Raw genomic sequence first — 23476 nt, forward strand, 5'->3', positions numbered from 1 at the left:
GATCAAGACCATGCAGGACGACCCTATCCCATCGATCACATTCCCGAACGGCACGGAAGTGCCGGCGCTCGGCCAGGGAACCTGGGCCATGGGCGAGGATGCCGGCCATGCGAGCGCCGAGATCGAGAGCCTCAGAGCCGGCATCGATCTCGGCATGACGCTGATCGACACCGCCGAAATGTATGGCGACGGCGGCGCCGAAGAGATCGTTGGCGAGGCGATCAAGGGACGGCGCGACGAGGTCTTCATCGTCAGCAAGGTCTATCCCTGGAACGCCAGCCTGAAAGGCACGATCGAAGCCTGCGAACACAGTCTCGAACGCCTCGGCACCGACCGCATCGATCTCTATCTCCTGCACTGGCGCGGCAACTATCCGCTTGCCGAGACCGTCGCCGCCTTCGAGATGCTGAAGGCCTCCGGCAAGATCGGCGCCTGGGGCGTCTCCAACTTTGATACCGACGACATGGAGGAACTGCTTGGCGTGCCCGACGGCGCCAATGTCGCCGCTAACCAGGTGCTGTACAACCTCACCCGCCGCGGCGTCGAGTTCGACCTTTTGCCCTGGTGCCGGAGCCGCGGCATCCCCGTTATGGCCTATTCGCCAATCGAGCAGGGGCACGTCCTCCATCATCCGGAACTAATTCACATCGCAAAGGCCTACCAGGCGACACCAGCCCAACTGGCGCTCGCCTTCCTCCTGAAACGCGACGGCGTCATCGCCATCCCGAAGACCTCGAATGCCGAACGCGTTCGCGAAAACCGCGACTGTATCTCGCTTGATATCACCGACGAGGATTGGCAAGCGCTCGACGCCGCCTTCCCGCCACCGGCCAGGAAAAAGCCGCTGGAGATGCTGTGATCGACAGCGGCTACCCAGCTAAAAGCCCCTCATCCGGCTGCCGCCACCTTCTCCCCGCTTGCGGGGCGAAGGGGATATGCCGCACCGGCTTCATCCACCTCGACGTTGTATTTGGCACGTCGCCTCGCCCCGTTTACGGGGAAGGGTTAGGGTGAGGGGCAGCTTATCGGCACGGACCTGACAGCGGTAGCAGGCTCACATCCCCTGCGCGCCGCGGTTCATTGCCGCGATGCCGGTGCGGCAGACCTCGATCAGGCCCAGCGGCTTCATGATCGCGATGAACTGGTCGATCTTCGACGACTTGCCCGTTATCTCCAGGATAAAGTGGTCGATCGTCGCATCCACCACCTTGGCATGGAAGGCATCGGCAAGGCGCAGTGTCTCGGCGCGCATGTCGCCCTCGCCGATCACCTTGACCAGCGCCACTTCACGCTCGATCGGCCGATCCTGGCCGAGTTCACGGGCTCGTACCGTGAGATCGACGACGCGGTGCACCGGCACGATGCGCTCGAGCTGCGCCTTGATCTGCTCCAGCACGTGCGGCGTCCCGCGGGTGACGATGGTGATGCGGGAAAGATGTGCCTGGTGTTCGGTCTCGGAGACGGTGAGGCTCTCGATATTGTAGCCGCGGCCGGAGAACAGGCCGATGACGCGGGCAAGGACGCCGGGCTCGTTGTCGACGAGAACCGAGAGCGTGTGGCTCTCGACCGCGGTCGTTTCCGGAGAGATGAAATAGGCAGAGCCCGTGGGCTGAAGGTGTGCGTTCATGGTCCTGGGTTTCCTCTCGCCGCATAACCCCGAAAAATCGGCCACGATTTTCGGAAAGGATTATGCGCAATTATTAAGTCTTAGACGAGCTGGCGGCCCTTGGCGTCGATCGCGTTGGCAACCGCTTCGTCGGTAGCTTCGTCGGGCAGCAGCATCTCGTTATGCGCCTTGCCCGAGGGGATCATCGGGAAGCAGTTGGCGAGATTGGCGACGCGGCAATCGAAAATGACCGGCTTCTTGACCTCGATCATCTCGACGATGGCATCGTCGAGCTCGTCCGGCTTGTCGCAGCGCAGGCCGACCGCGCCATAGGCTTCCGCCAGTTTGACGAAATCGGGCATCGCTTCCGTATAGGAATGCGACAGGCGGTTGCCGTGCAGCAGCTGCTGCCACTGGCGCACCATGCCCATATACTGGTTGTTCATGATGAAGATCTTGATCGGCGCATCGTACTGAATCGCCGTCGACATTTCCTGGATGCACATCTGGATCGAGGCGTCGCCGGCAATGTCGATGACGAGGCTGCCGGGATGAGCTATCTGGACGCCGAGGGCGGCCGGCAAGCCGTAGCCCATCGTGCCGAGGCCGCCCGAGGTCATCCAGCGGTTCGGCTGCTCGAAACCGAAGAACTGTGCTGCCCACATCTGATGCTGGCCGACTTCGGTCGTGATGTAGGTGTCGCGGTCCTTGGTATGCGCAAAGAGCCGCTCCAGCGCATATTGCGGCATGATGACGTCGCTGTTCTTCGTATAGGCGAAGGAGTTTCGCGCGCGCCAGCGGGCGATATCGCTCCACCAGCCTTCGAGGCGATTCTTCTCCGGCTTCTTCGGCAGCGCCCGCCACAGGCGGACCATGTCTTCGAGGACATGGCCGACATCGCCGCGGATGCCGATGTCGACGCGGACGTTCTTGTTGATCGAGGACGGATCGATATCGATATGGATCTTCTTCGAGTTCGGCGAGAAGGCGTTGAGGCGGCCGGTGATGCGGTCGTCGAAGCGGGCGCCGATGCAGACCATGACGTCGCAATCATGCATCGCCATGTTGGCTTCGTAGGAGCCGTGCATGCCGAGCATCTTCAGCCAGTTCTTGCCCGAGGCGGGATAAGCGCCGAGACCCATCAGCGTCGAGGTGATCGGGAAATCGGTGAGCTCGACCAGCTCGCGCAGCAGCTTGGAGGCTTCGGGGCCGGAATTGACGACGCCGCCGCCGGAATAGATGATCGGACGGCGCGCATTCGCCATCATCTCGATCGCAGCGTGAATCTGGTTGAGGTCGCCCTGGATCTTCGGCTGGTAGCTCTTCTGGATCGCGTAATCGGCGGGCGGCGTGTAGGTGCCGGTCGCAAACTGCACGTCTTTCGGAATGTCGACGACGACGGGGCCCGGACGGCCGGACTGGGCGATGCGGAAGGCCTCATGAATGATGGCGGCGAGCTGATTGACGTCCTTGACCAGCCAGTTGTGCTTGGTGCAGGGCCGGGTGATGCCGACCGTGTCGCATTCCTGGAAGGCGTCGGAACCGATCAGTGGGGTCGGAACCTGACCGGTCAGGCAGACCAGCGGGACCGAATCCATCAGTGCATCCTGCAGCGGCGTGACCGCATTGGTAGCGCCCGGACCCGAGGTCACCAGCATGACGCCGACCTTGCCGGTGGAGCGGGCGTAGCCTTCGGCCGCATGGCCGGCACCCTGCTCGTGGCGGACGAGAATGTGCTTGATCTCGTCCTGCTGGAAGATCTCGTCATAGATCGGCAGAACCGCGCCGCCGGGATAGCCGAAGATATGTTCGACGCCATTATCCTTCAGCGCCTTGAGAACGATCTCCGCCCCCGTCATCCGATTGCCTACCGCCTGATTGTCCGTGCTCATCTGTGTCTGTTCCGTTTGATGCTGGGATTTGCGTTTGTGGCCGGGAGCCCGATTTCGGGCACAAAAAAAGGCCCCGGAGGACCTGTCATCTAGCGCATGGGTGGCTATCGCCGGATGGTTACACCATCCTGCCCATGCGCCTTCCCACCACGATAAGAGCCGTTGCGATTTTCATGGCGGGAAGTGATAGACAGAAAATTTCGCAGCGTCAACGCATGCCGCAACAAAAACTGCCTCGCGCCTCCGCAACCCCGAAATCGGTAGGATGAAGGATTTGTTAAAGGATCGACTTTATCCTTTAACGCTACCGTAGGGAGTAGCCTTTGCTCAACAACGACTTGCGCATGTCTGGCAAGGCAGGCGAGCACGATCGACGAGACGGCCACGCGCCGGGAAATCGCTTTCTCGGCCGCGTCGTTGCATGCAGCGGCTCCAGGGCGACGATTGCCGCGGTCGCCGAACAGGGCGGCACCGATCTTACCGAACTCTGGTCCGTCGGCCGGCTGATTTCGATCAGCGTCGGCCGCAACCGCGTCGTCGCTCTCGTCTATTCGATGAATACCGGTAGCCATGCCTGGGGCGAAGGCGAGGACAATTATTTCAAGATCGAGACGGAGCTTCTCGGCGAAGTCCGCGTCGACGAAGACGGGCGCGAGGAATTCTCGACCGGCATCTCGCGTTACCCCTATCTCGGCGCCATCGCTCATCGCATCCGCGCCGCCGACCTGATGCGCATCTATGATGCCGGAACGGGCACGACGGCCGTCATCGGCAAACTGACCCAGGACGAAAGCATCGATGCGGCAATCCACATCCCCTCGATGCTCTCCAAGCATTTCGCCGTCGTCGGCTCGACTGGCGTCGGCAAATCGACCGCCGTATCGCTGCTGCTGCACAAGGCGATCGCCGCCGATCCGAAGCTGCGCGTGCTGATCCTCGATCCGCACAATGAATTCGCCGCCGCCTTTCCCCAGCACGCTGTCACCATCGATACCGATACGCTCGACCTGCCCTTCTGGCTGATGCGGCTCGAAGAGTTTGCCGAAGTCGTCTTCCGCGGCCGCCCGCCGGTGCCCGAAGAGCTCGACCTGCTGCGCGACATCATGCCGGAGGCCAAGCGCGCCTTCCGCGGCAGCGACAATTCGCTGGTGCGCCGCACCACGGAAAAAAGTTCGATCACCGCCGACACACCCGTTCCCTACCGCATGGCCGATCTCCTGGCGCTGATCGACGAACGCATCGGCCGTCTGGAAGGCCGCGCGGAAAAGCCCTCCCTGCGTTCGCTGAAGATGCGACTCATCGCCGCGATAAACGATCCGCGCTATCACTTCATGTTCTCCAACAACACGATCAGCGACACGATCACCGATACCATCGCTCAGATCTTCCGCATCCCGGGCGATAGCAGGCCGATCTGCACCTTCCAGCTCGCAGGCATCCCCTCCGAGGTCGTCAACTCGGTTGCGTCAGTGCTCTGCCGCATGGCTTTCGAAGTGGCGCTGTGGAGCGACGGCGCCATCCACATGCTCGTCGTCTGCGAGGAAGCCCACCGCTACATTCCCTCCGATCCGACACTGGGCTTCGTGCCGACGCGCCAGGCGATCGCCCGCATCGCCAAGGAAGGCCGCAAATACGGCGTCTCGCTCGGCATCATCACCCAGCGGCCGGGCGAGCTCGACCAGACCATCCTGTCGCAGTGCTCGACGCTGTTTGCGATGCGCCTTGCCAATGACCGCGACCAGGAAATCATCCGCTCGGCGATCCCGAATTCGTCGATCTCGACGACAAGCTTCATCTCCTCGATCGGCAATGGCGAGGCGATTGCCTTCGGCGAGGCGATCAGCGTGCCGATGCGCATGCGCTTCTCCCGTGTCGACGAGAACCTGCTGCCGAAGGCCGCCAGCGCCAACAACAAACATAGCGAGGAAGATCCCGACACCGTCGATCTGCGCAAGATCGTCACCCGCATGAGGGCGGTGACCGTCGGGCCCGATATTTCGAATTTCCAGCAGAGCGTTGCGGCATCCATGCCAGGTTTCGACGAGGCGCTGGAAGCCGCCGAGGTTTTCGACACAACACCCGTCCCCCCGCCCCCGCCGCCTTCGGCGCCACTCGAATCCTACCGGCGCGAATTGCTGCCGCAGGCGCCGCGGCTGGACCCGGCCGAGCCGACCCCGACCGATCCGCGGCTGGACGCGCTGCGCCGCGAACTGCGTCGCGAGGAGCCGGTCTTTCCCCGGCCGGTGCCGCCGACAGACCAGTCGCCGATCACCCGCCGGGAACCCGGCACGTCACTGCGCGAAAGCATCCTGAAAAAGCCGCTGAGCAGCCTTTACAACAAGGATTGATGCTCCAGCGCGATCAACGGCCGGGCAGTATCGAGCACATGTTGGAGATCCGCCGACCCAAGCGGCAGGAGCGGCCGCGGGAGCTCCGTACGGACATCATGGAGATGCTCGGCCAGCATATAGACCACGCGGATGCTTCCATGCGCCTTGAACACCGCCCAGAGCGGCTGCAGAAGACCATCGAGCCGACGCGCCTCGCCGTCATTGCCAACCATGGCGGCCTTGGTCAAAGCAAGCGCCGTGCGCGGGAGCAGCCCGCCGATGACGCTGTACCACGCGTCTGCACCTGCAAGCAGCGCCTCCGCCGCACCCCAGTCACCGCTGTAGCCGATCGCGAGATCGGTCTTTTTCCGTAATGTCGCAAGCTCCGCTCGCAAGTCGCCGTCAACAGGCAGCGGCATTTTCACCGCCTTGATCGTCTCGATATCGGAGAGGCGCTGCAGAAGCTCGCGGCTGAACGTGAAGTGTGTCGTGCCGGGGTTGTTGTAGATGCAAAGCGGCAACTTGGTCGCCTTCGCCACAGCGAGGAAGTGCTGATAGACCTCTTCCTGGGTCAGCGGCGTATACGACACAGGCGCAAGCAGAAGCGCATCGGCGCCGGCAGCCTCGGCATCCCTGGCAAGATCGACGGCATGATCCGTCCTCAGTGCGCCGGCGCCGACAACCAGCGGAACACGGCCCTTGACGCATTCGACCGCCGCCTTGACGGCCCGCAGCCGCTCCTCACGGGTGAGATAGACGTAAATTCCGGTACTGCCGAGAAGACCGATGGAGGCCACACCTGCCTCGCAAAGGCGTTCCAGCAAGCGGCCGATGGCCTCGGCGTCGACCCGGCCATCCGGACCGGCAGGCGTCGGCGGAAAGGCCGAGAGGCCATGAAACGGTGAAGAAGACATGATGCAATCCTCAAAACGCGGTCAATGGGAGAACAGCAGGCGCGAACCCGCGCCGGCGAAGAAAACGGCAAGGCTTGCTTCGATCCAGCGGCGCGCCCGCGCGTAGCCGCGCACCAGTGGCGCCGTCGAGAAGAGCACGGCATAACCGGAAAATATCGAGACCCCGAGAAGCACGCAGCCGCCGAAAGCCAGGAGGGCCATTTCAGGCGAAGCGACGGGCTTGAGGCCGAGAGACATGATCGCCACCCAGGCCAACACCGCCTTCGGGTTTCCGAGATGCATCAGGATTCCACGCCGATACAGCGCGCCGAGCGCGGTGGCAGGCCGGGGGACCTCGCCTGTTGGCGCCTCCACGGCAACGGCCGAGCGAGCGGCCTTCCAGGCGAGCCAGAGCAGGTAGAGCCCGCCCGCGAGCTTGAGGAGGATGAGGGCATGAGCATAGCGGACCAGCAATGTGGAAATGCCGGTGACCGCGATCAGGCCCCAGCAGGTCGACATCGTGATTACCCCGGCGGCAAGCGCCAGCGCCGGCTGGCGCCCCTGGCTCATGGCCACGTTCATGATGGCCACGTTGCTTGGCCCAGGGCTGCCTGCGGCGATGACATAGGCGATATAGACGACGAGAAGATCTTGCATGTCCCTTTTCCGGAAGCTGTTGATGCGCTTCCTTCTCCCAGGAAATTGGTTCATCATGAAGCGCCATTTTCAAGAATCTTCATGGACCACTCTCAATGTCGAAGCGGCGCAGCAGCATCGCAATCCCATCGCTCAATGTGCTCGACAGGACGGCGAATATCGGCCGCCAGCTTGCCCAGGCGCTAAGGAGCGCGATCGCCCGCGGCGAGTTGAGACCGGGCGAGCGCCTGCCTTCGACGCGCACGCTTGCGGCATCCCTAAAGATCGCCCGCGGCACCGTCGTCGAGGTTTTCGATCAGTTGACCGCCGAGGGTTATCTCGAAGCGAGAGTGGGAGCCGGAACCCGTGTTGCCGCGGCTCTGACGGACGCGTCTCCAGCCATCCCGCCGGCACCGGCCGAACCGGCCGCCGACGATGCGATCGACCTGCCCGCCCCGGCGGCCCGGCTGATATCAATCGCCCGCGCGCTCACCTCTCACCCGCCCGTTCCCTTCGCCATATCAGTCCCGGCAGCCGGTATTGCGCCTGACGATAATTGGCGCCGTCTCGGCAATCGGGTGCGTGCTTCGAAGCAGGCTGCCCCGTCAGGCTATCAGGATCCGATGGGCCTGCTCGAGCTGCGCCTCGCCATTGCCGAACACGTCCGCCGTGCGCGAGCCGTCCATTGCGAACCGGAACAGGTGATCGTCACATCAGGCACCCAGCAGGGTCTCTACATGGCCGGCCGGGTCCTGCTGTCGCGCCACGACCCCGTCTGGGCCGAGGATCCCGCCTATCCCGGACTCACCGCCGTGCTCGACGATCTCGACGTCCGGACGCATCGCCTGCCGGTCGATGCACAGGGAATGAACGTCGAACGCGGGCTCGAGTTATGTCCAGAAGCGCGCGCCGCCTTCGTGACGGCGTCACACCAATATCCGATCGGCATGCCGCTCAGCATGACGCGGCGCAACGCCCTGATCGCGTGGGCCGACAGGAACCGCGCCTGGATCGTGGAGGACGATTACGACAGTGAACTGCGTTATGCCGGACACCCTTTTCCTTCGATGCAGGGGCTGCGTCCGTCGCGTGTCATCTATCTCGGCACCTTCAGCAAGGTCCTCTTTCCTTCGCTGCGCCTCGGTTACGCCATCGTCCCGCCGCCGCTCGCAGAAGCCTTCGCCGGAGCACGCGCCATTCTGGACCGGCATTCTCCGATAGCCGAACAGCACGTTCTGGCGGCCTACATGAGGGAAGGTTATTTCGAAGCGCATATCAGGCGCATCCGAAGTCTCTATGCCGAACGCCGCGCTATTCTGCTCGCGGCGCTCGAGCGGGCTTTGCCGCAGGGGTGCCAGGTTCAGCCGAGCGATCAGGGCATGCACGTTCTTCTGTGGCTGCCAGAGGAGATGGATGACGTGCGACTTGCGGCGCGCGCCCTCTCGGCCGGCCTCGCGGTGCGGGCGATCTCTCCGATGTATGCCGCGCAGCCTGCGCGCGCTGGCCTGATGCTGGGTTTCGGCGGCTTCCCACAGGCGCAACTGGAGGCGGCGGTAGGCGAGCTCTCCAGACTTCTGCAAGCGCTTATCGCGTAAACTGGAGCGGGAGGTCCGCAACGGGGATGACAACTAGACGGTCAGCCTTTGCCAGCTCTCGTCCATCTGGTTGCGGAACCAGGTCATTTGCCGCTTGGCATATTGCCGTGTCGCCGCAGCCCCCTTCTCCAGCATCTCATCGCGCGTCATCTCGCCCTTCAGCATCGCCGCGATCTGCGACACGCCAATGGCCTTCATGACAGGCGCTTCGGCCGGCAGGCCGAGCGCAAGCAGCGCCTTCACCTCGTCTTCCGCACCCTGTTGCAGCATCTTTTCGAAACGGCCGTTGATGCGGGCATGCAGCACCGCCCGGTCCGGCAGAACGACGATCTTGAGGGCCTCGTCGGCATCGATCACCACAGGCCCGGACCGGCCCTGGAAATCGGCGATCGAGCGTCCCGTCGCCTTGATCACCTCCAGCGCCCGGACGATGCGCTGGCCGTCCTGGCGGTTGAGGCTTGCCGCCATGACGGGATCGACGTCGGACAGCTCGGCGTAAAGCGCGTCCGGCCCTTCTTCTACGAGTCGCGTGCGTAATTCTTCCCGCAGTGCCTCGGGGATATCCGGCATGTCGGAGAGACCACCGGTCAGCGCCTTGAAGTAAAGCCCCGTGCCGCCGACGAAGACCGGCAGCTGCCCGGCGGCCCTGAGCGCCGGCAAAAGCGCCGAGACATTACGCAGCCACGCGCCTGTGGAATAGCCGGCCCCCGCCGGCACGTGGCCGTAAAGATGATGCGGCACGCCTTGCATCTCCTCTGCCGACGGACGCGCGGTCAGCACCCGCAATGTATCGTAGACCTGCATGCTGTCGGCATTGATAACGGCGCCGTCATGGCGTTTGGCCAATTCGACGGCGAGCGCGGACTTGCCGCTGGCGGTCGGCCCGGTTATCAGGATCGCGTTCTTTACGCTCAGAAGGTTTTCCATCATGGCCCTCGTTGCCACGCTTGTTGCCAATCCGTCAAATCCCGTTCTGACCGCCGACGTCGCCGAACAGGCGGCTGAGGCCGTCACGGCTTCCGGCCTCTACTGGCTGGCCGACGGCATTGCCTGTGACATCGCGCTGCGCGACGGCACGGATGCGCAAGCCGCCGAGGCCAATATCCTGGCGGTCATCGCCAGTGCGCCAATCGACCTCGTCATCCAGGAGCAGGACAGCCGCCGCAAGAAGCTGCTGATCGCCGACATGGACTCGACTATGATCGGCCAGGAATGCATCGACGAACTTGCCGCCGAAGTCGGGCTGAAGGAAAAAGTCGCCGCGATCACTGCGCGCGCCATGAACGGTGAGATCGCCTTTGAGCCCGCCCTGCGTGAGCGGGTCGCTCTGTTGAAGGGCCTGCCACTATCGGTCGTCGACGAGGTCATCGCCCGGCGTATCACGCTCACTCCGGGTGGTCCGGAACTGATTGCCACGATGAAGTCGAAAGGCCATTACACCGCCCTTGTCTCCGGCGGCTTCACCGTCTTCACTAGCCGCATCGCCGCCAGCCTCGGCTTTGATGAGAACCGCGCCAACACGTTGCTCGAAGAGGGCGGCATCCTTTCCGGCTTTGTCGCCGAGCCGATCCTCGGCAAGCAGGCGAAGGTGGATGCGCTGAACGAAATTTCGACAAGCCTCGGCATTTCGCCACAAGAGGCAATTGCCGTCGGCGACGGCGCCAACGACCTCGGCATGCTGCAACTCGCCGGCTCCGGCGTCGCCCTTCACGCTAAGCCCACCGTTGCCGCCCAGGCACAAATGCGCATCAATCACGCCGACCTGACGGCACTTCTTTACATCCAGGGTTACCGGAAGACGGATTTTGTGACGGGTTGAAGGCCGAAGCACGCCTCTCCGCCCTCATTCCTGTGGTCTCAGGGCTTTGCCCGAGGGATGTCACAGGAATGAGGAAGGAGAGATTGGGCGAGAACAGGAAAGCTGCGCCTAGTCGCCGCCGTAGCTCGCTCACTCCATCGGCACCGCCACGAACCGCAGATCGCCATTGGCCGATGCGATCATCAGCTGGGCGTTGCGCCGGCCTTCCTGTTTCAGCGATTTCACCTTTGCGGCAACCGCGTCCGGGGACTTCATGAACTCCTGCGCCACCTCGACAATAACGTCCCCTGGCTTCAACCCCTTTTCGGCCGAGGCGGAGCCGGGCTCCACCTCCGTCACGACGACGCCGTCGACGCTCTCGGCGATGCCGAAAGCCTTGCGTGTTTCGGGACTGAGGAGCGACAGCGACAAGCCGAGCACGTTCTTCGGCGTGGCCGCATCCGGCGATACCTGGCCCTGTTGGTGCTGATTCGGCGCCGGTGCGCCCGGTACGGGCGCTGCCTGGTCGCCGGTATCCGGCTGGTCCATATCGTCGTTCTCGCCGGGATCAGGGGTGATCACGCCGTCCTGCGAGCCATCGGGCGCCGCATCGCCGGATGCCGCCTGATCGCTGTCTTCGAGCCGTCCGAGCTTCACCTTGACGGTCTGCTCCTTGCCGTCGCGCAGCACCACGACGTCGACCTCTTTTCCGACCGTGCTTTCGGCCACGACGCGCGGCAGGTCGCGCATCTCATTGACCGTCTTGCCGTCAAATTTCAAAATGACGTCGCCCGCCTTGATCGAGCCGTCGTCGACGGGACCGCCCTTGATGACGCCGGCGACCAGCGCGCCCTTGGCGGTGTCGAGTCCGAGGCTGTCGGCGATGTCGTCGGTCACCGGCTGGATGCGCACGCCGAGCCAGCCGCGCCGCGTCTCGCCATACTGGCGCAACTGCTCGACGACGCCGGAAGCAAGTTCGGACGGTACCGAGAAGCCGATGCCGATCGAGCCGCCGCTCGGCGAGATGATCGCCGTGTTGATGCCGATCACTTCACCCTTCATGTTGAAGAGCGGCCCCCCGGAGTTGCCCTTGTTGATCGCCGCATCCGTCTGGATGAAGTTGTCGTAGGGGCCGGCATTGATGTTGCGGCCGCGCCCGGAAATGATGCCGACCGTCACCGAACCGCCGAAGCCGAACGGATTGCCGATCGCCATGACCCAGTCGCCGATGCGCATCTCGCTGGAATCGCCGAATTTCACCGATTTCAGCGGCGTCTTCGGCTCGACCTTCAGCACCGAGAGGTCGGTCTTCGTATCCGTTCCGATCAGCTTCGCCTTGAGCTTCGAGCCGTCGGCGAAATTGACCTCGATGTCGTCGGCCCCCTCGATCACGTGGTTGTTGGTGACGATATAACCGGCCGGATCGATGACGAAACCGGACCCAAGCGAGCTGACATTATGGTTGGGGCCTTTGTTGCCCTGCTGTTTGTTGAAGAAATCGTTGAAGAATTCCTGGAATGGCGACCCGTCAGGCGCACGCGGCGCCGGGCCGACCCCCTCGTCATCCTTCACATTCTGCGAGGTCGAGATATTGACCACCGCATCGAGCAACCCTTCGGCGAGATCGGCAACGGAAGCGGGACCGTTGGACGGCACGGTGGTCTGAACCGGTGGGGTCTGCTGCGGTTCGGCCGGTGCGGACGGCGCCGGAGCGGGTGCAGCCGGAACGGGCGCGGCAACCCCGGGCGCTGCTGTTTCAGGCGTGGTTTGCGCAAAAGCAATCCCGCTCATGCCGGCTTGCGCCAAGATGGCGGCGCTGGCCAGAAGCGCGAGCGTTCGTCTGAAGGGCGAGCGAATCGTGGTGGCCATCAAGCTTCCTCATAAGCGGTAAATGCGCACATTGAGCACCAGCATAAGGCGGAATGATGGAGGGTGAAATCACCTTTTCGCGAAATCCCCGTGCAATCTGACGGACCATCACAAAAGTCCGGCCTTGGCTCTTGAAACCGAAAAGGGTCGGCGCTGGGCCGACCCTTTCTCGATGTTGGCGGGAAGCAGATCCCGTGTTTTCAGTTTGCCGGCGGGGCTGGCGCCGCCGGAGCGGTTGCTCCGGGTGTTGCGGGAGCCGGCGCGCCCGGGCTGGCCGCCGCGGGGCCGGCGGCCTTGTTGAAATAGCGGAAGAATTCCGAATCCGGCGACAGGACCAGCGTTGTGTCCTGCGACGAAAGCGCTGCTGAATAGGCTGCCATCGAGCGATAGAACTCGAAGAAGCTCGGGTCTCTTGAGAATGCATCGGCGAAGACGCGGTTGCGTTCGGCGTCGCCCTGGCCACGCAGGATCTCGGAGTCGCGCTGTGCGCCGGCAGTCAGCTCAACGACCTGGCGGTCGGCAATGGCGCGGCGGCGCTGACCTTCCTCGTTGCCCTGCGCGCGCAGAAGCTCAGCTTCTGCCAGTCGCTCAGCCCGCATGCGGTTATAGGTGCGCTCGGAAACATCCTGTGTCAGGTCGGTCCGGCTGATGCGCACGTCGTCGAGCGTGATTCCGAGCGTCTCCGCATCGGCTTGCAGCTCGTTGCGAACCTCGAGCATCATCGCCACGCGCTCCCGGGAGAGCGCGGCTTCGATGCTGCGCACGCCGTAGACCCTGCGCAAGGCGGAATCGAGACGCGTGCGAAGCCGCGCTTCCGCCGCCTCCCTGTCGCCCGAGACCGTTTCGCGGAAACGGCGCGCGTCGTTGATGCGGTAGATGAGGAAGGCGTTCACCTCATAGAAGGCTCCGCCGGAAACCTGGACACGTATGTTGTCAAGATCGAAGCGCAGTTCCTGCTTCGGCACGTATTGCACCCTGTCGGCATCGGCAAAGGCGAAAGGCAGTTTGAAATAGATGCCTGGGTCAGTCTTGACCGACTGGATTTCACCAAAGCGAACGACGATAGCCTGTTCGCGGGCGGTCACGACGAAGACCGAGGAATAGATCCCGACCAGCATGACCGCCAGAAGGACCAGAATTACGGGAAGTCTGTTCGACATGGGTCTCAGCCTCCCTGCTGCTGTTGTTGCTGCGTCGGCTTGCCGACCTCATTGAGAGGCAGATAGGGCACGGCGCCCGCCTTTTGGTCTATGATCACTTTCTTGGAACCCTTCAGGACCTGTTCCATCGTCTCCAGGAACAGCCGCTCCCGCGTCACGTCAGGAGCCTTGGAATATTCGTCGTAGATCGAAACGAAGCGTTGCGCTTCACCTTCAGCCTCCTTGACGATCCGGTCCTTGTAGGCGGCTGCGGCTTCGCGGATGCGGGCCGCGTCACCGCGGGCCTGGCCGAGCTTCTGGTTGGCGTATTGGTTCGCCTCCTCCACGAGACGCTGCTTGTCCTGATCGGCACGCTGCACTTCCTCGAAGGCATCGGCCACGTCACGCGGCGGTGCGACGTCCTCGATCGTCACGCGGTTGATCGCAATGCCGGCGCCGTAGCGATCCATCGTATCCTGGATGATGTTGCGCACTTCGGTTTCGATCGGCCCGCGATTATCGCGGAAGGCATCCTGTGCCGGGCGCCGGCCGACGATTTCGCGCATGGCGCTTTCGGAAACCTGCTGCAGCGTTTCAGCCGGATTTTCGAGACGGAAAAGATAGGATTTCGGGTCGTTGATTGTGTAGAGCACGGAGAACTGCACGTTGACGATGTTCTGGTCGCCGGAGAGCATCAGTCCAGCCGTCGAATTGCTGTTGTTGCGTCCGCCAATATTCTGTTGCTGCTCGGTCACCTTCACGATCTCGACCGCGTCCATCGGCCAGATGCGGAAATGCAGGCCGGGCATGGAAATTTCCTCTCGCGGCTTGCCGAAGCGCAGTTCGACGCCGCGTTCGTCCGGCTGGACGGTGTAGACGCACTGGATCAGCCAGAAAACGGCGACGATCGCCACGACGATCGCCGCCACCCCACCATTGAAACCGCCGGGAACGATATTGCGCAACTGATCCTGGCCGCGCCGGATGATGTCTTCCAGATCGGGCGGTCCGCCCTTGCCGCCACGCGGGCGGTTCGGCCCCTGGCCCCATGGTCCCTGATTGTTACCGCCGCCGCCCCAAGGGCCGCCGCCGCCATTCTGATTGCTCCAGGGCATCAAAACCTCGTTGTTCGTTAAGTCTTCCCCGCATCCGGGACCGTGGGGGCTGACCGGCCGATGCGTTGGTGACCGTTATAAGTATCGCCGCACCGGCTTTCAACGCAGCGTGAGAAACTTGGTCAATTTAATTGGAAAATAGTTCGTTTTCAGGCGTGACGGCGTTCATAGACGACGTAGCGAGTGGGATAGCTGTCCCTTTCGCCGGCCGGCACCACGATCGTCTCCGCCGCCTGCCAGAGATCGGGATCGATCGCCGGAAACGACGCGTCGCCGTCGAGGTCGGCCTCGACATGGGTGATGCACATTCGGTCGGCAAGATTGATCGCCTGCGCGTAGATCTGGCCGCCGCCGATGATGCAGATCTCGTCGGCGCCGGTTTCGCGCGCCAGCCTTCCAGCCGCGTCCATTGCCTCAGGCAGTGAATGCGCCATACTGACATCGGGATGATCGATCGCCGCTTGCCGCGAGATCACCACGTTCGGCCGTCCCGGCAGCGGCTTGCCGATCGAATCATAGGTCTTGCGGCCCATCACCACAGGCTTGCCCAGCGTCAGCGCCTTGAAGCGCTTGAGATCGCTCGACAGGCGCCACGGCATGTCGCCGTCGCGGCCGATTGTACCGTTGTGGGCAACGGCGGCGATGATGGTCCTGCGAAAGTCGGCCATGAAATGTCCCGGATCAGACGGCGATCGGCGCCTTGATGCTGGCATCGGCCTCGTAGCCGATCAGCTCGAAATCATCGAAGGTGAAGCCGAAGATGTCTTTCACATCGGGGTTGATGCGCATGAAGGGCAGCGGCTTCGGCCGGCGTGTCATCTGCAGCTTCGCCTGGTCGAAATGGTTATGATAGAGATGCGCATCGCCGAGCGTGTGGACGAAATCGCCGGGTTTGAGCCCGGTCACCTGAGCCACCATCATCGTCAGCAGCGCATAGGAAGCGATATTGAAGGGCACGCCGAGAAAGATGTCGGCGGAGCGCTGGTAAAGCTGGCAGGAGAGCCTGCCGTCGGCAACATAGAACTGGAACAGGCAATGACAGGGCGGCAGCGCCATGTTGTCCACTTCGGCCGGATTCCACGCCGAGACGATGTGACGGCGCGAATTCCGATTGTTGACGATGCCTTTGACCAGATTGGCGATCTGGTCGATATGGCCGCCGTCCGGTGCCGGCCAGGAGCGCCATTGGGCGCCATAGACCGGCCCGAGGTCGCCGTTTTCATCGGCCCACTCATCCCAGATCGAGACGCCGTTCTCCCTGAGATAGCGGATATTCGTTTCGCCCTTCAGGAACCACAAAAGCTCGTGGATAATCGAGCGCAGATGCAGCTTCTTCGTGGTCAGCACGGGAAAGCCTTCTTCTAGGTCGAATCGCATCTGATAGCCGAAAACCGAGCGGGTGCCGGTGCCCGTGCGGTCGCCCCGGTCGGAGCCCTTTTCCATCACATGCTTCAGAAGATCAAGATATTGCTGCATGGCGCGCTGATTCCGTTTTCCCCAGTTTAAGCCTTCGCCTTCACGAAACCAATCGCCGCCAGGCATTTTCCCGTTCTTTCTGCCGCCGGAGATAAAGCTTTTATGACGTTTGCCCTTTCCTTGGGCAAAGGAAATCACTATATGAAACCTGCCGGCTTTCGGGCCGGCTATGGCAATAAATGAGCGGTGTAATAAACCTATTGGACCCGGGGGCGGTACCCGGCGCCTCCACCAAAAACCGGCGGCATCAAAGGCCGGCTTTTGATGGGGGCGAAACAGGATCGACAAGGGTGTAAAGATCGACTTTTTGCTCGGCATTGTACCGCCGTTATCGGGCTAAAATTGTAGTTGCAAACGACAACTATGCGGAAGCTCGTCTCGCTGCTTAATCGCGGTGTGACACTTCAATCAAAGTCCTAGTGGTTCGCACCTCTAGGCGGGGTCCGAAGGCACCTGGCAACAGAAGCCTTCACCTTCTCCCTGCTGACGAAATCATGTATGCTGATCTCTAGCGTGACTCGGCTCCGGACTTTCCCAAGGCGCCTGAACGTGCCATATACCTTGTGAAAAGACTTCAGAACCGACGAAAGACAGGAAAAGCATGGGGCAGGATCATATCCGCTACGACATTCTGGCGCAGGATGCACTTCGCGGCGTCATCCGCAAGGTTTTGGCGGAGGTGGCAACGACGGGCCGCCTGCCCGGCGACCATCACTTCTTCATCACCTTCCTCACGGGCGCCGCCGGCGTGCGCATCTCGCAGCACCTGAAGTCCAAATATCCCGAGCAGATGACCATCGTCATCCAGCATCAGTTCTGGGATCTCAAGATCACCGAGACGCATTTCGAAATAGGCCTCTCCTTCTCCGACGTTCCTGAAAAACTGGTCATTCCGTTCAATGCGATCCGCGGCTTCTATGATCCCTCCGTCAATTTCGAGCTCGAATTCGACGTGCCGCTCGCTGACGGCGAGGAGCTGCCGTCCGGTGAGATCACCGCCTATCCCGTCGACGCGGCAGGAAAGCCTGACGAAGCCGCCGGCGCAAAACCGGCCGACGGCGAAGAGAAGAAACCGGGCTCCGTCGTCTCGCTCGACTCCTTCCGCAAGAAGCAGTGATTTCAAAGGGAGGCTCAGCCTCCCTTTTTCATAAGGATCAAGTCTCGCGCATGAGCGCCGAAATCATCAATCTGCGTCAGTTCCGCAAGAAGCAGGCCCGCTCCGAAAAGGAGAAGCAGGCCGAGCAGAACCGCATTTCCTTCGGCCGCACCAAGGCCGAAAAGCAGCTTACCCGCAGCCTGAATGAGAAGGCCGACAAGGCTCACCGCGACGGCCGGATCGAGACGGATGACGACGGCGCATGAAGCTTCACGCAAAGCTTGAAGAGCAGGAAACGACTCTGCGATCAGCCACTTGCGCGATTTCTTTGAATCGATCCTCCAAGCCGATTGCGATGTGAACCGGCTGATGATCCGCAAACACTCGGCGACACTGCATGGCCATCGCACCAGCTTTTCGCTGGAAGATGAATTCTGGGCCGAGCTGAAGACGATTGCGGCAAGCCGTTCGATGTCGCTTGCCGCCCTGATTTCCGAGATCGACGACCACCGCCCGCCGGACAGTAACTTGTCCTCGGCGCTGCGGCTCCATGTGCTTTCGTGGGCGAAGGCCGGCTGTGGCCGCCAGCCGTGACGCCGGGAATTCAAATAAAAACCTAAGATCTCAGGGGAGGCAAACCCCAAGTGTCTTCATTGAGCCTGAATGCCAGGCAGCTGGTCGAAATCGAGCTGACCCGGCTGCGTCTGCCCAGAGCGCCGGGCCGCTTCCGCCTCGGCGGCCGCCCTCGCCTGCGCATCGGCCTTGGCTTTTGCCTCCGCTGCACGTGCGGCCTCCGCCTCCGCGGCGGCCTTCTGCGCAGCCGCCTCCTGCGCCAGTCTGCGCAGCCGCTCTTCTTCCGCCTGCCGTTGCCGTTCGATTTCGGCCGCTCTGACGCGCTCGGCGTCGTTGAACCGATAGAGCGCCACTTCGCGGCGTAGCCGCTGCTTTTCGAGCACGATCGCCTGCAGCCGCTCGACGCGCCGCCGCTCGCGCTCGAAGGCGCGCAGCGACAGATAGCTGGTAATATCGGTCACGTCCATCGTCTTGCCGGGTGACGGCAGCATGCCGGAAAAGTTCAGCCTCAGCGCCGGCTCGACACCCGGAAGCGCATCCGCGCCTGGATTGAGGCCGATGCCGACCGTCGCGCTGATCCGCTTCTCCGGCAAGGCGATCTGTGCGTCAGCGGTAACCCGGGCCAGATCGTTGGCCACGGTCACATTCTGCACCCTGAGCGTTCCGTCGGTGACGTTGAAGGGAATTCCGAGCGGCGGCAGCTTCGCCTCGCCGTTGTTGAGCAACGTCTCGACGATCGGATGCACCTTGCCGGCATTGATCTGTTCCTGCATCGGGTCGGTGGCGGCAAGCAGCGGCGGAAGGATGGCAAGGTTCAGTCCGCGTATGCTCGTGTCGCCGAGTCTCAGCTCCCCCGAACCGTTGAGCGAGCTGGCGATCTCGCCAATCGTCTTTCCCGAGGCCTCCATCGACAGCGACAGGCCGAACTTGCCGTTGGCGATCGGTGCGCCATCGCGCAGCCAGATGACGCCCGCAAGATCGGAATCGGCAAGCGCCAGCTTCGTCTGCAGGAAACCGGTGCCGTCGGCATTGGTGAAGAGAAGATTACCGGAGAGCTTGCCGCCATCCCAGTTGCCGGCCATGTCGTTGAGCTGCAACTCGTCGCCCTTATAGGCGACGTTGCTGATGAAATCGGACACTGGCGTTTCCGGCAGGCCAGGCCAGAATTCCTTGGCCGACAGCTTCACCCTGACGTCCAGATCCTTGAAGGTGGGCAAGCCCAGCGGCGCCTTCGACAGCGTGCCGCTGGCGGGATCAACGATCTGGCCGAACACCGCCTCGCCGAGCCAGCCGGCATCTGCCTTGGCGAGCGTCAGCTCGCCGCTCGCCGTCGTCTTCGCAGCCTTGCGGTCGAAGGTCAGCGCACCGGAAAACGCATTGTCGGCCGCATGTCCCTTGAGATCGGACAAAACGATCTTGTCACGATCGACGGCGGCGTTGACCTGCAGGCCGAACGGCAACCCCGTTCCGGTCTGCGGCAGGGCTATGCCGTTCATGATGAGATAGGGGTCGATATCGGCGCTGTCGAGCGAGACGACGATCTGACCGTTCATGAAGCTCTCCGGCCGCACGTCAACCTTGCCCTTCGCGGTAAACGAGGTCCGGTCGGTCGCAAAGGTCAGCGCCGCATCGGCAGGATCGTTGCCAGACGCCTTCACCTTGAGCGTCAGGCGGCCATTCGCGCCGACATCGACCGGCAGCGGGTCGAGTCCGGCCTGGCCGAACAAGATTGACGGCACGGCGTTTTCGAGCGTCGCCTCGAGGCTCGTCGTGCCGTTGCCGGTCAGCGCCAGAAGATCGGACATGCGGTAATCGAGGTTGACCCGGCTGCCGTTCGAGACGCCGGCCAGTGTCACTGTCAGCGCATCACCCTCATCGCCACCGAGCGTCAGCGCGCCGCGCAACGCCGTATTGCCGTACCAGCCGGCATTGCGCACCAGCCGGTCGAGCACGGGGTGGTGTGGAAGATGCTCGCGCAGCATGGTGAAGAAGCCGCCGGGATCGGCCGATTTGAAGGTGATTTCGCCCGCACCCTTGTAGTCGAGCAGCGAGCCTTCGGCGCGGCCGGTCGCCGTCAACTCGGCGCCTGCGAGATTCTTGACCGACAGCCGGTCGACCGCAAGCGCCCCGTCCGCGATCGTGAAGGTGGTCTCGACATTCTCGGCGTCGACCCCGAAGGCGGTGAACCTGTCGGCCTTGAGCTGTGCGGCGATCTTATGGTCGAGGACATTGTCGCCGCTCTCCTGCCCGGTCGCGAGCCCGGCCAGCGCCTGCAGCGCGTCAAGATCGAGCGTATCGCCATTCAGAGCCACCGACAGGGTCGGCGTCTGGCCGGAGATCGCCTGCCGCTCCAGGCGGCCCTTCAGCGTCGCCGATCCGACGGCGATTTCGAGGTTCTCGAAACGCTGCAATTCATGAGTCAGGCTGACATTGGCGGAAAACCCCGCCTGCCGCAATTGACGGATGGCCGGGTCGACCGAGCCGGCCAGCCAGGAGGCTAGGCCCGTTGGCTGGTTAGAGGCCACCACGATCTGGCCGTTGAAAGACGGGTCTCCCTGAAGCAGGAGCTTGCCCTTGCCCTCGACCTGGGTCCGCCCCGGCAGCGTGCCGACGGCGCTATCGATCATCCAGCCCGTACCGGCCGGCTCCAGCTCCAGTTGAACATCGCGTAGCGTCGTGTCGCCGGCGACGATCGCCGGCAGCTTGACGCTTGCCTTCCCCGGCACCTGCGGGATCGGCACCTGCGCAACAATATCGATCAGAGAATTCAACCGCTGGCGCGCCGAAACCGCGGCATCCCGCGTCGTCTTGCCAGCCGCGCCCTGATTGCCGATGCGGTTCACGTCTATCTGCTGCCCGTCGGCGGTCAACAGGAATTCCGGCGCGTTGCCGGTATCGAGCGTCGCCTCCCCGGTTATCACATAGGGATCGTCCGTCGGACCGATCTCCATCCGGTATTCGGGAATGCGGATACGTTCGTTGGTAAGCTCGAAGCGCCCCTTGAGCCTCGGCGGCTGCTCGTTCTTGTTGGCCGACTTGGCGCTGTTGCCGCTTTCGATCGCCGCCGAAAGCTGGCCCTGATAGTTCGGCTTGCGGTCGACCAGCTTCAGTTCGCCGTCGAGATCGATACTGACCGGATGTTTGTCCGGCGACAGCTTCGTGCGCATGCGCAGCACGCCCCTCTCGTCCGGCTGGCTGCTCGAAATCGAGAAATTGCCATGTTCGCCGTCGAGGACCGCATCGCCCTCGACGCGCCAGGGGCCGGCGAGCGATTTGGCCGACATCTCCGCATTCAGGCCGGTGATGCGGCGCGCCCGGCCCGACTGGTCGTCGAGGAAGTCGACTTCGCCACCGCTGACATGCACATTTTCGAGAACGACTGTTTTGGCCGGTATTTCGGCGCGGCTGCCGCGCATCCAGTCGAGTGTGCCGTCCTTGAGCAATCTGAGGCGCACCTTCGGATTGACGACGCGCATATCGAAGATCAGCGCCTCGCCCGACAGGAATGGCGCAAGCTCGGCATCCATGGAAAATTGTTCGACCTTGACGATCGGCGTGCCGTCGGCCTCCTGACCGACACGCACGTCATGCAGCGTGACCGACGGAAACGGCAGCAGACGGGCATCCACCGTGCCATGGACGGTGACTTTCTTGCCAATGATGCGGCTTGCCTGATCCTCGAAGTTCTTGCGGAAATCGGTCCAGTCGATGAACAGCGGCGCAAGCAGCGCCACAAACAGCACTACGACGATCACTCCCCCCAGAAAGACGAGGAACCGGCCTACCAATGCGAGGATTCTCCATTCGGGATTGTGTTGCCGACACTGTTCAGGGTTCTGTTGTCGACACTAGCGCTATTCATGGGATGGGCAAGGCCCAAGTTCATGAGAATATTCCGTTTTCAGCCTTGGTGAAAAATCTTGCCGGGGTTGAAGATACCATCCGGATCGAGCGCCTGCTTCACCTGTCGCATCAGATCCACCGAGCCTCCGAGCTCCTGCTCTAGAAAGGCCATCTTGCCTTGTCCGATCCCGTGCTCGCCGGTGCATGTTCCGTCCATATCGAGTGCCCGGCGGTTGAGCCGCTCAACGAAGCTCTCGGCCCTGGCGATGTCTCCGGCGCTTTTGTCGTCGAACAGCAGCAGCACATGGAAGTTCCCGTCGCCGGCATGGCCGACGATAGGGCCGAGCAGCCCATGTTCCTCGATATCCGCCTGCGTTTCGGAAACGCAGTCGGCAAGCCTCGATATCGGAACACAAACATCGGTCGAAAGTGCGGCAAGCCCCGGCGCCAGCGCCCTCGCGGACCAATAGGCGTCATGGCGCGCCTTCCAGAGCTTTGTCCGCTCCTCGGCATTGGCGGTCCAAAAAAACTCGCCCCCGCCGCATTCAGCCGCGATCTCAGCGAAGGCTGCCGATTGCAGCGGCACGGTCTCGTCGGTGCCGTGGAATTCGAGGAAAAGTGTCGGGCTTTCGGCATAAGACAGGCCGGAATAGGCGTTGCACGCCCGCATCTGCACAGCATCGAGCAGCTCGATGCGCGCCACCGGAATGCCCATCTGGATCGTCATGATGACGGCATCGCAAGCTGCCTTGATGCTCGGAAAGGCGCAGACGCCGCCGGCTATCTTCTGCGGGATAGCCTGCAGGCGCAGCGTCACCGAGGTCAATATGCCAAGCGTGCCTTCGGCGCCGACAAAGAGCCGCGTCAGGTCATAGCCGGCCGACGACTTGCGGGCACGCCGCGCCGTGCGGATCTCCTCACCATTGGCGGTGACTGCCGTAACGGCAAGGACATTGTCCTTCATCGTGCCGTAGCGCACGGCATTGGTGCCGGAAGCCCGCGTCGACGCCATGCCGCCGATCGAGGCATTGGCTCCGGGATCGATCGGGAAGAACAGGCCGGTATCACGCAGATGGATGTTCAGGGCCTCGCGGGTGATACCGGGTTCGACCGTGCAGTCGAGATCCTCCGGATTGACCTCAAGGACCCGGTTCATGCGGCTGAAATCGATTGAAATACCGCCGCTGACGGCATTGACCTGACCTTCCAGCGAGGAGCCGGTGCCGAAGCCGATCACTGGAGCCTTGTGCGCCGCACAGGCCCTGACCGCCATCTTCACATCGTCGGCGCTTTCGGCAAACAGAACGCCGTCGGGCAGTTGCGGCGGGATATAGGTGGTCGTATGGGCGTGTTGTTCACGGAAGGACTGGCCGGTCTGGAAGCGCTCGCCGAAGCTCTGTTTGAGAATACCGAGGACGGCGGATATCCCCGCCTCATTGCGTGTTCCAGCCCTTGCGTCCTTCAGCGCCATCCCTTTGATCTCCCTGCCATTCCGCGTAGACGAGACCGCGTCCCGGAAACTACAGCGCCGTGCGCCTGCTCAGACGCACAAGGACGCTGTACAACTTTAAAATTGCTGCGTAATTCGCCTCACATCGATTCCGAGTTTAAGGAG

The 23476-nt window shown here is 62.6% G+C and carries 19 protein-coding genes and 1 other RNA gene; 8 read left to right on the forward strand and 12 right to left on the reverse strand.

Going from position 1 to position 23476, the window contains the following annotated elements; genetic code table 11:
- The first annotated feature begins 10 nt into the window (after positions 1-10).
- Positions 11-859, forward strand: coding sequence for an aldo/keto reductase (locus tag HJC00_RS10510; RefSeq protein ID WP_210630669.1), 849 nt, complete (start codon positions 11-13; stop codon positions 857-859).
- Positions 860-1054: 195 nt separating this feature from the next.
- Here HJC00_RS10510 and ilvN read toward each other — a convergent pair whose 3' ends face one another.
- Both ilvN and HJC00_RS10520 read right to left on the reverse strand, forming a co-directional pair.
- The gene (gene ilvN, locus HJC00_RS10515; protein WP_210630667.1) at positions 1055-1627 is read right to left on the reverse strand and encodes an acetolactate synthase small subunit; all 573 of its coding nucleotides are present in this window, start codon (positions 1625-1627) and stop codon (positions 1055-1057) included.
- An 80-nt stretch (positions 1628-1707) separates the two neighbouring features.
- Complete coding sequence (locus HJC00_RS10520) at positions 1708-3498, reverse strand: acetolactate synthase 3 large subunit (RefSeq protein ID WP_221153433.1); 1791 nt, start codon at positions 3496-3498, stop codon at positions 1708-1710.
- A 323-nt stretch (positions 3499-3821) separates the two neighbouring features.
- Between HJC00_RS10520 and HJC00_RS10525 the strand changes: the two genes are divergently transcribed.
- Positions 3822-5846, forward strand: coding sequence for an ATP-binding protein (locus tag HJC00_RS10525; protein ID WP_221153432.1), 2025 nt, complete (start codon positions 3822-3824; stop codon positions 5844-5846).
- Here the strand turns inward: HJC00_RS10525 and HJC00_RS10530 are convergent.
- Both HJC00_RS10530 and HJC00_RS10535 read right to left on the reverse strand, forming a co-directional pair.
- Positions 5831-6745: a dihydrodipicolinate synthase family protein gene (locus HJC00_RS10530; RefSeq protein ID WP_221145668.1), complete on the reverse strand. Its 915-nt coding sequence runs from the start codon at positions 6743-6745 to the stop codon at positions 5831-5833. The genes HJC00_RS10525 and HJC00_RS10530 overlap by 16 nt on opposite strands.
- Before the next feature lie 18 nt (positions 6746-6763).
- Positions 6764-7378, reverse strand: a complete 615-nt coding sequence (locus HJC00_RS10535) for a LysE family translocator (RefSeq protein ID WP_221145500.1) — start codon at positions 7376-7378, stop codon at positions 6764-6766.
- 95 nt (positions 7379-7473) lie between these two features.
- On the opposite strand from HJC00_RS10535, the gene HJC00_RS10540 reads away from it, so the two are divergent.
- Complete coding sequence (locus HJC00_RS10540; protein ID WP_221163996.1) at positions 7474-8952, forward strand: PLP-dependent aminotransferase family protein; 1479 nt, start codon at positions 7474-7476, stop codon at positions 8950-8952.
- Between the two features lie 33 nt (positions 8953-8985).
- Here HJC00_RS10540 and miaA read toward each other — a convergent pair whose 3' ends face one another.
- On the reverse strand, positions 8986-9882 hold the full coding sequence (gene miaA, locus HJC00_RS10545) for a tRNA (adenosine(37)-N6)-dimethylallyltransferase MiaA (protein WP_221145504.1): 897 nt from the start codon (positions 9880-9882) through the stop codon (positions 8986-8988).
- On the opposite strand from miaA, the gene serB reads away from it, so the two are divergent.
- Positions 9881-10771: a phosphoserine phosphatase SerB gene (serB, locus tag HJC00_RS10550; RefSeq protein WP_210630661.1), complete on the forward strand. Its 891-nt coding sequence runs from the start codon at positions 9881-9883 to the stop codon at positions 10769-10771. The genes miaA and serB overlap by 2 nt on opposite strands.
- Before the next feature lie 129 nt (positions 10772-10900).
- On the opposite strand, the gene HJC00_RS10555 is transcribed toward serB, so the two are convergent.
- The 5 genes from HJC00_RS10555 to HJC00_RS10575 form a co-directional block, all read right to left on the reverse strand.
- On the reverse strand, positions 10901-12619 hold the full coding sequence (locus HJC00_RS10555) for a DegQ family serine endoprotease (protein WP_221145506.1): 1719 nt from the start codon (positions 12617-12619) through the stop codon (positions 10901-10903).
- A 200-nt stretch (positions 12620-12819) separates the two neighbouring features.
- Positions 12820-13779 carry a protease modulator HflC gene (gene hflC, locus HJC00_RS10560; RefSeq protein WP_221163997.1) on the reverse strand — a complete coding sequence of 320 codons (960 nt, stop codon included), beginning with the start codon at positions 13777-13779 and terminating at the stop codon, positions 12820-12822.
- Between the two features lie 5 nt (positions 13780-13784).
- Positions 13785-14873, reverse strand: a complete 1089-nt coding sequence (gene hflK / locus HJC00_RS10565; RefSeq protein ID WP_210630657.1) for an FtsH protease activity modulator HflK — start codon at positions 14871-14873, stop codon at positions 13785-13787.
- 149 nt (positions 14874-15022) lie between these two features.
- A complete protein-coding gene (locus HJC00_RS10570; protein WP_210630655.1) occupies positions 15023-15541 on the reverse strand; it encodes a dihydrofolate reductase in 519 nt (172 codons plus the stop codon).
- A gap of 13 nt (positions 15542-15554) precedes the next feature.
- Positions 15555-16349: a thymidylate synthase gene (locus tag HJC00_RS10575; RefSeq protein ID WP_210630654.1), complete on the reverse strand. Its 795-nt coding sequence runs from the start codon at positions 16347-16349 to the stop codon at positions 15555-15557.
- 111 nt (positions 16350-16460) lie between these two features.
- Between HJC00_RS10575 and ssrA the strand changes: the two genes are divergently transcribed.
- From ssrA to HJC00_RS10595, 4 genes are all read left to right on the forward strand, one after another.
- Positions 16461-16823: a transfer-messenger RNA gene (gene ssrA / locus HJC00_RS10580) on the forward strand.
- 127 nt (positions 16824-16950) lie between these two features.
- A complete protein-coding gene (locus HJC00_RS10585; RefSeq protein ID WP_064803733.1) occupies positions 16951-17466 on the forward strand; it encodes an SspB family protein in 516 nt (171 codons plus the stop codon).
- Between the two features lie 50 nt (positions 17467-17516).
- A complete protein-coding gene (locus tag HJC00_RS10590; protein ID WP_011426047.1) occupies positions 17517-17711 on the forward strand; it encodes a DUF4169 family protein in 195 nt (64 codons plus the stop codon).
- A 103-nt stretch (positions 17712-17814) separates the two neighbouring features.
- On the forward strand, positions 17815-18039 hold the full coding sequence (locus HJC00_RS10595) for a ribbon-helix-helix domain-containing protein (RefSeq protein WP_064706123.1): 225 nt from the start codon (positions 17815-17817) through the stop codon (positions 18037-18039).
- A 56-nt stretch (positions 18040-18095) separates the two neighbouring features.
- Here HJC00_RS10595 and HJC00_RS10600 read toward each other — a convergent pair whose 3' ends face one another.
- Together HJC00_RS10600 and HJC00_RS10605 are read right to left on the reverse strand one after the other, a co-directional pair.
- Complete coding sequence (locus tag HJC00_RS10600) at positions 18096-21806, reverse strand: AsmA family protein (protein ID WP_221163998.1); 3711 nt, start codon at positions 21804-21806, stop codon at positions 18096-18098.
- Between the two features lie 113 nt (positions 21807-21919).
- Positions 21920-23332 carry an FAD-binding oxidoreductase gene (locus tag HJC00_RS10605; protein ID WP_221122669.1) on the reverse strand — a complete coding sequence of 471 codons (1413 nt, stop codon included), beginning with the start codon at positions 23330-23332 and terminating at the stop codon, positions 21920-21922.
- Positions 23333-23476 lie beyond the last annotated feature (144 nt).

Origin of the sequence: Rhizobium sp. NLR22b (genome assembly GCF_019685295.1) — a bacterium.
GTDB lineage: Bacteria > Pseudomonadota > Alphaproteobacteria > Rhizobiales > Rhizobiaceae > Rhizobium.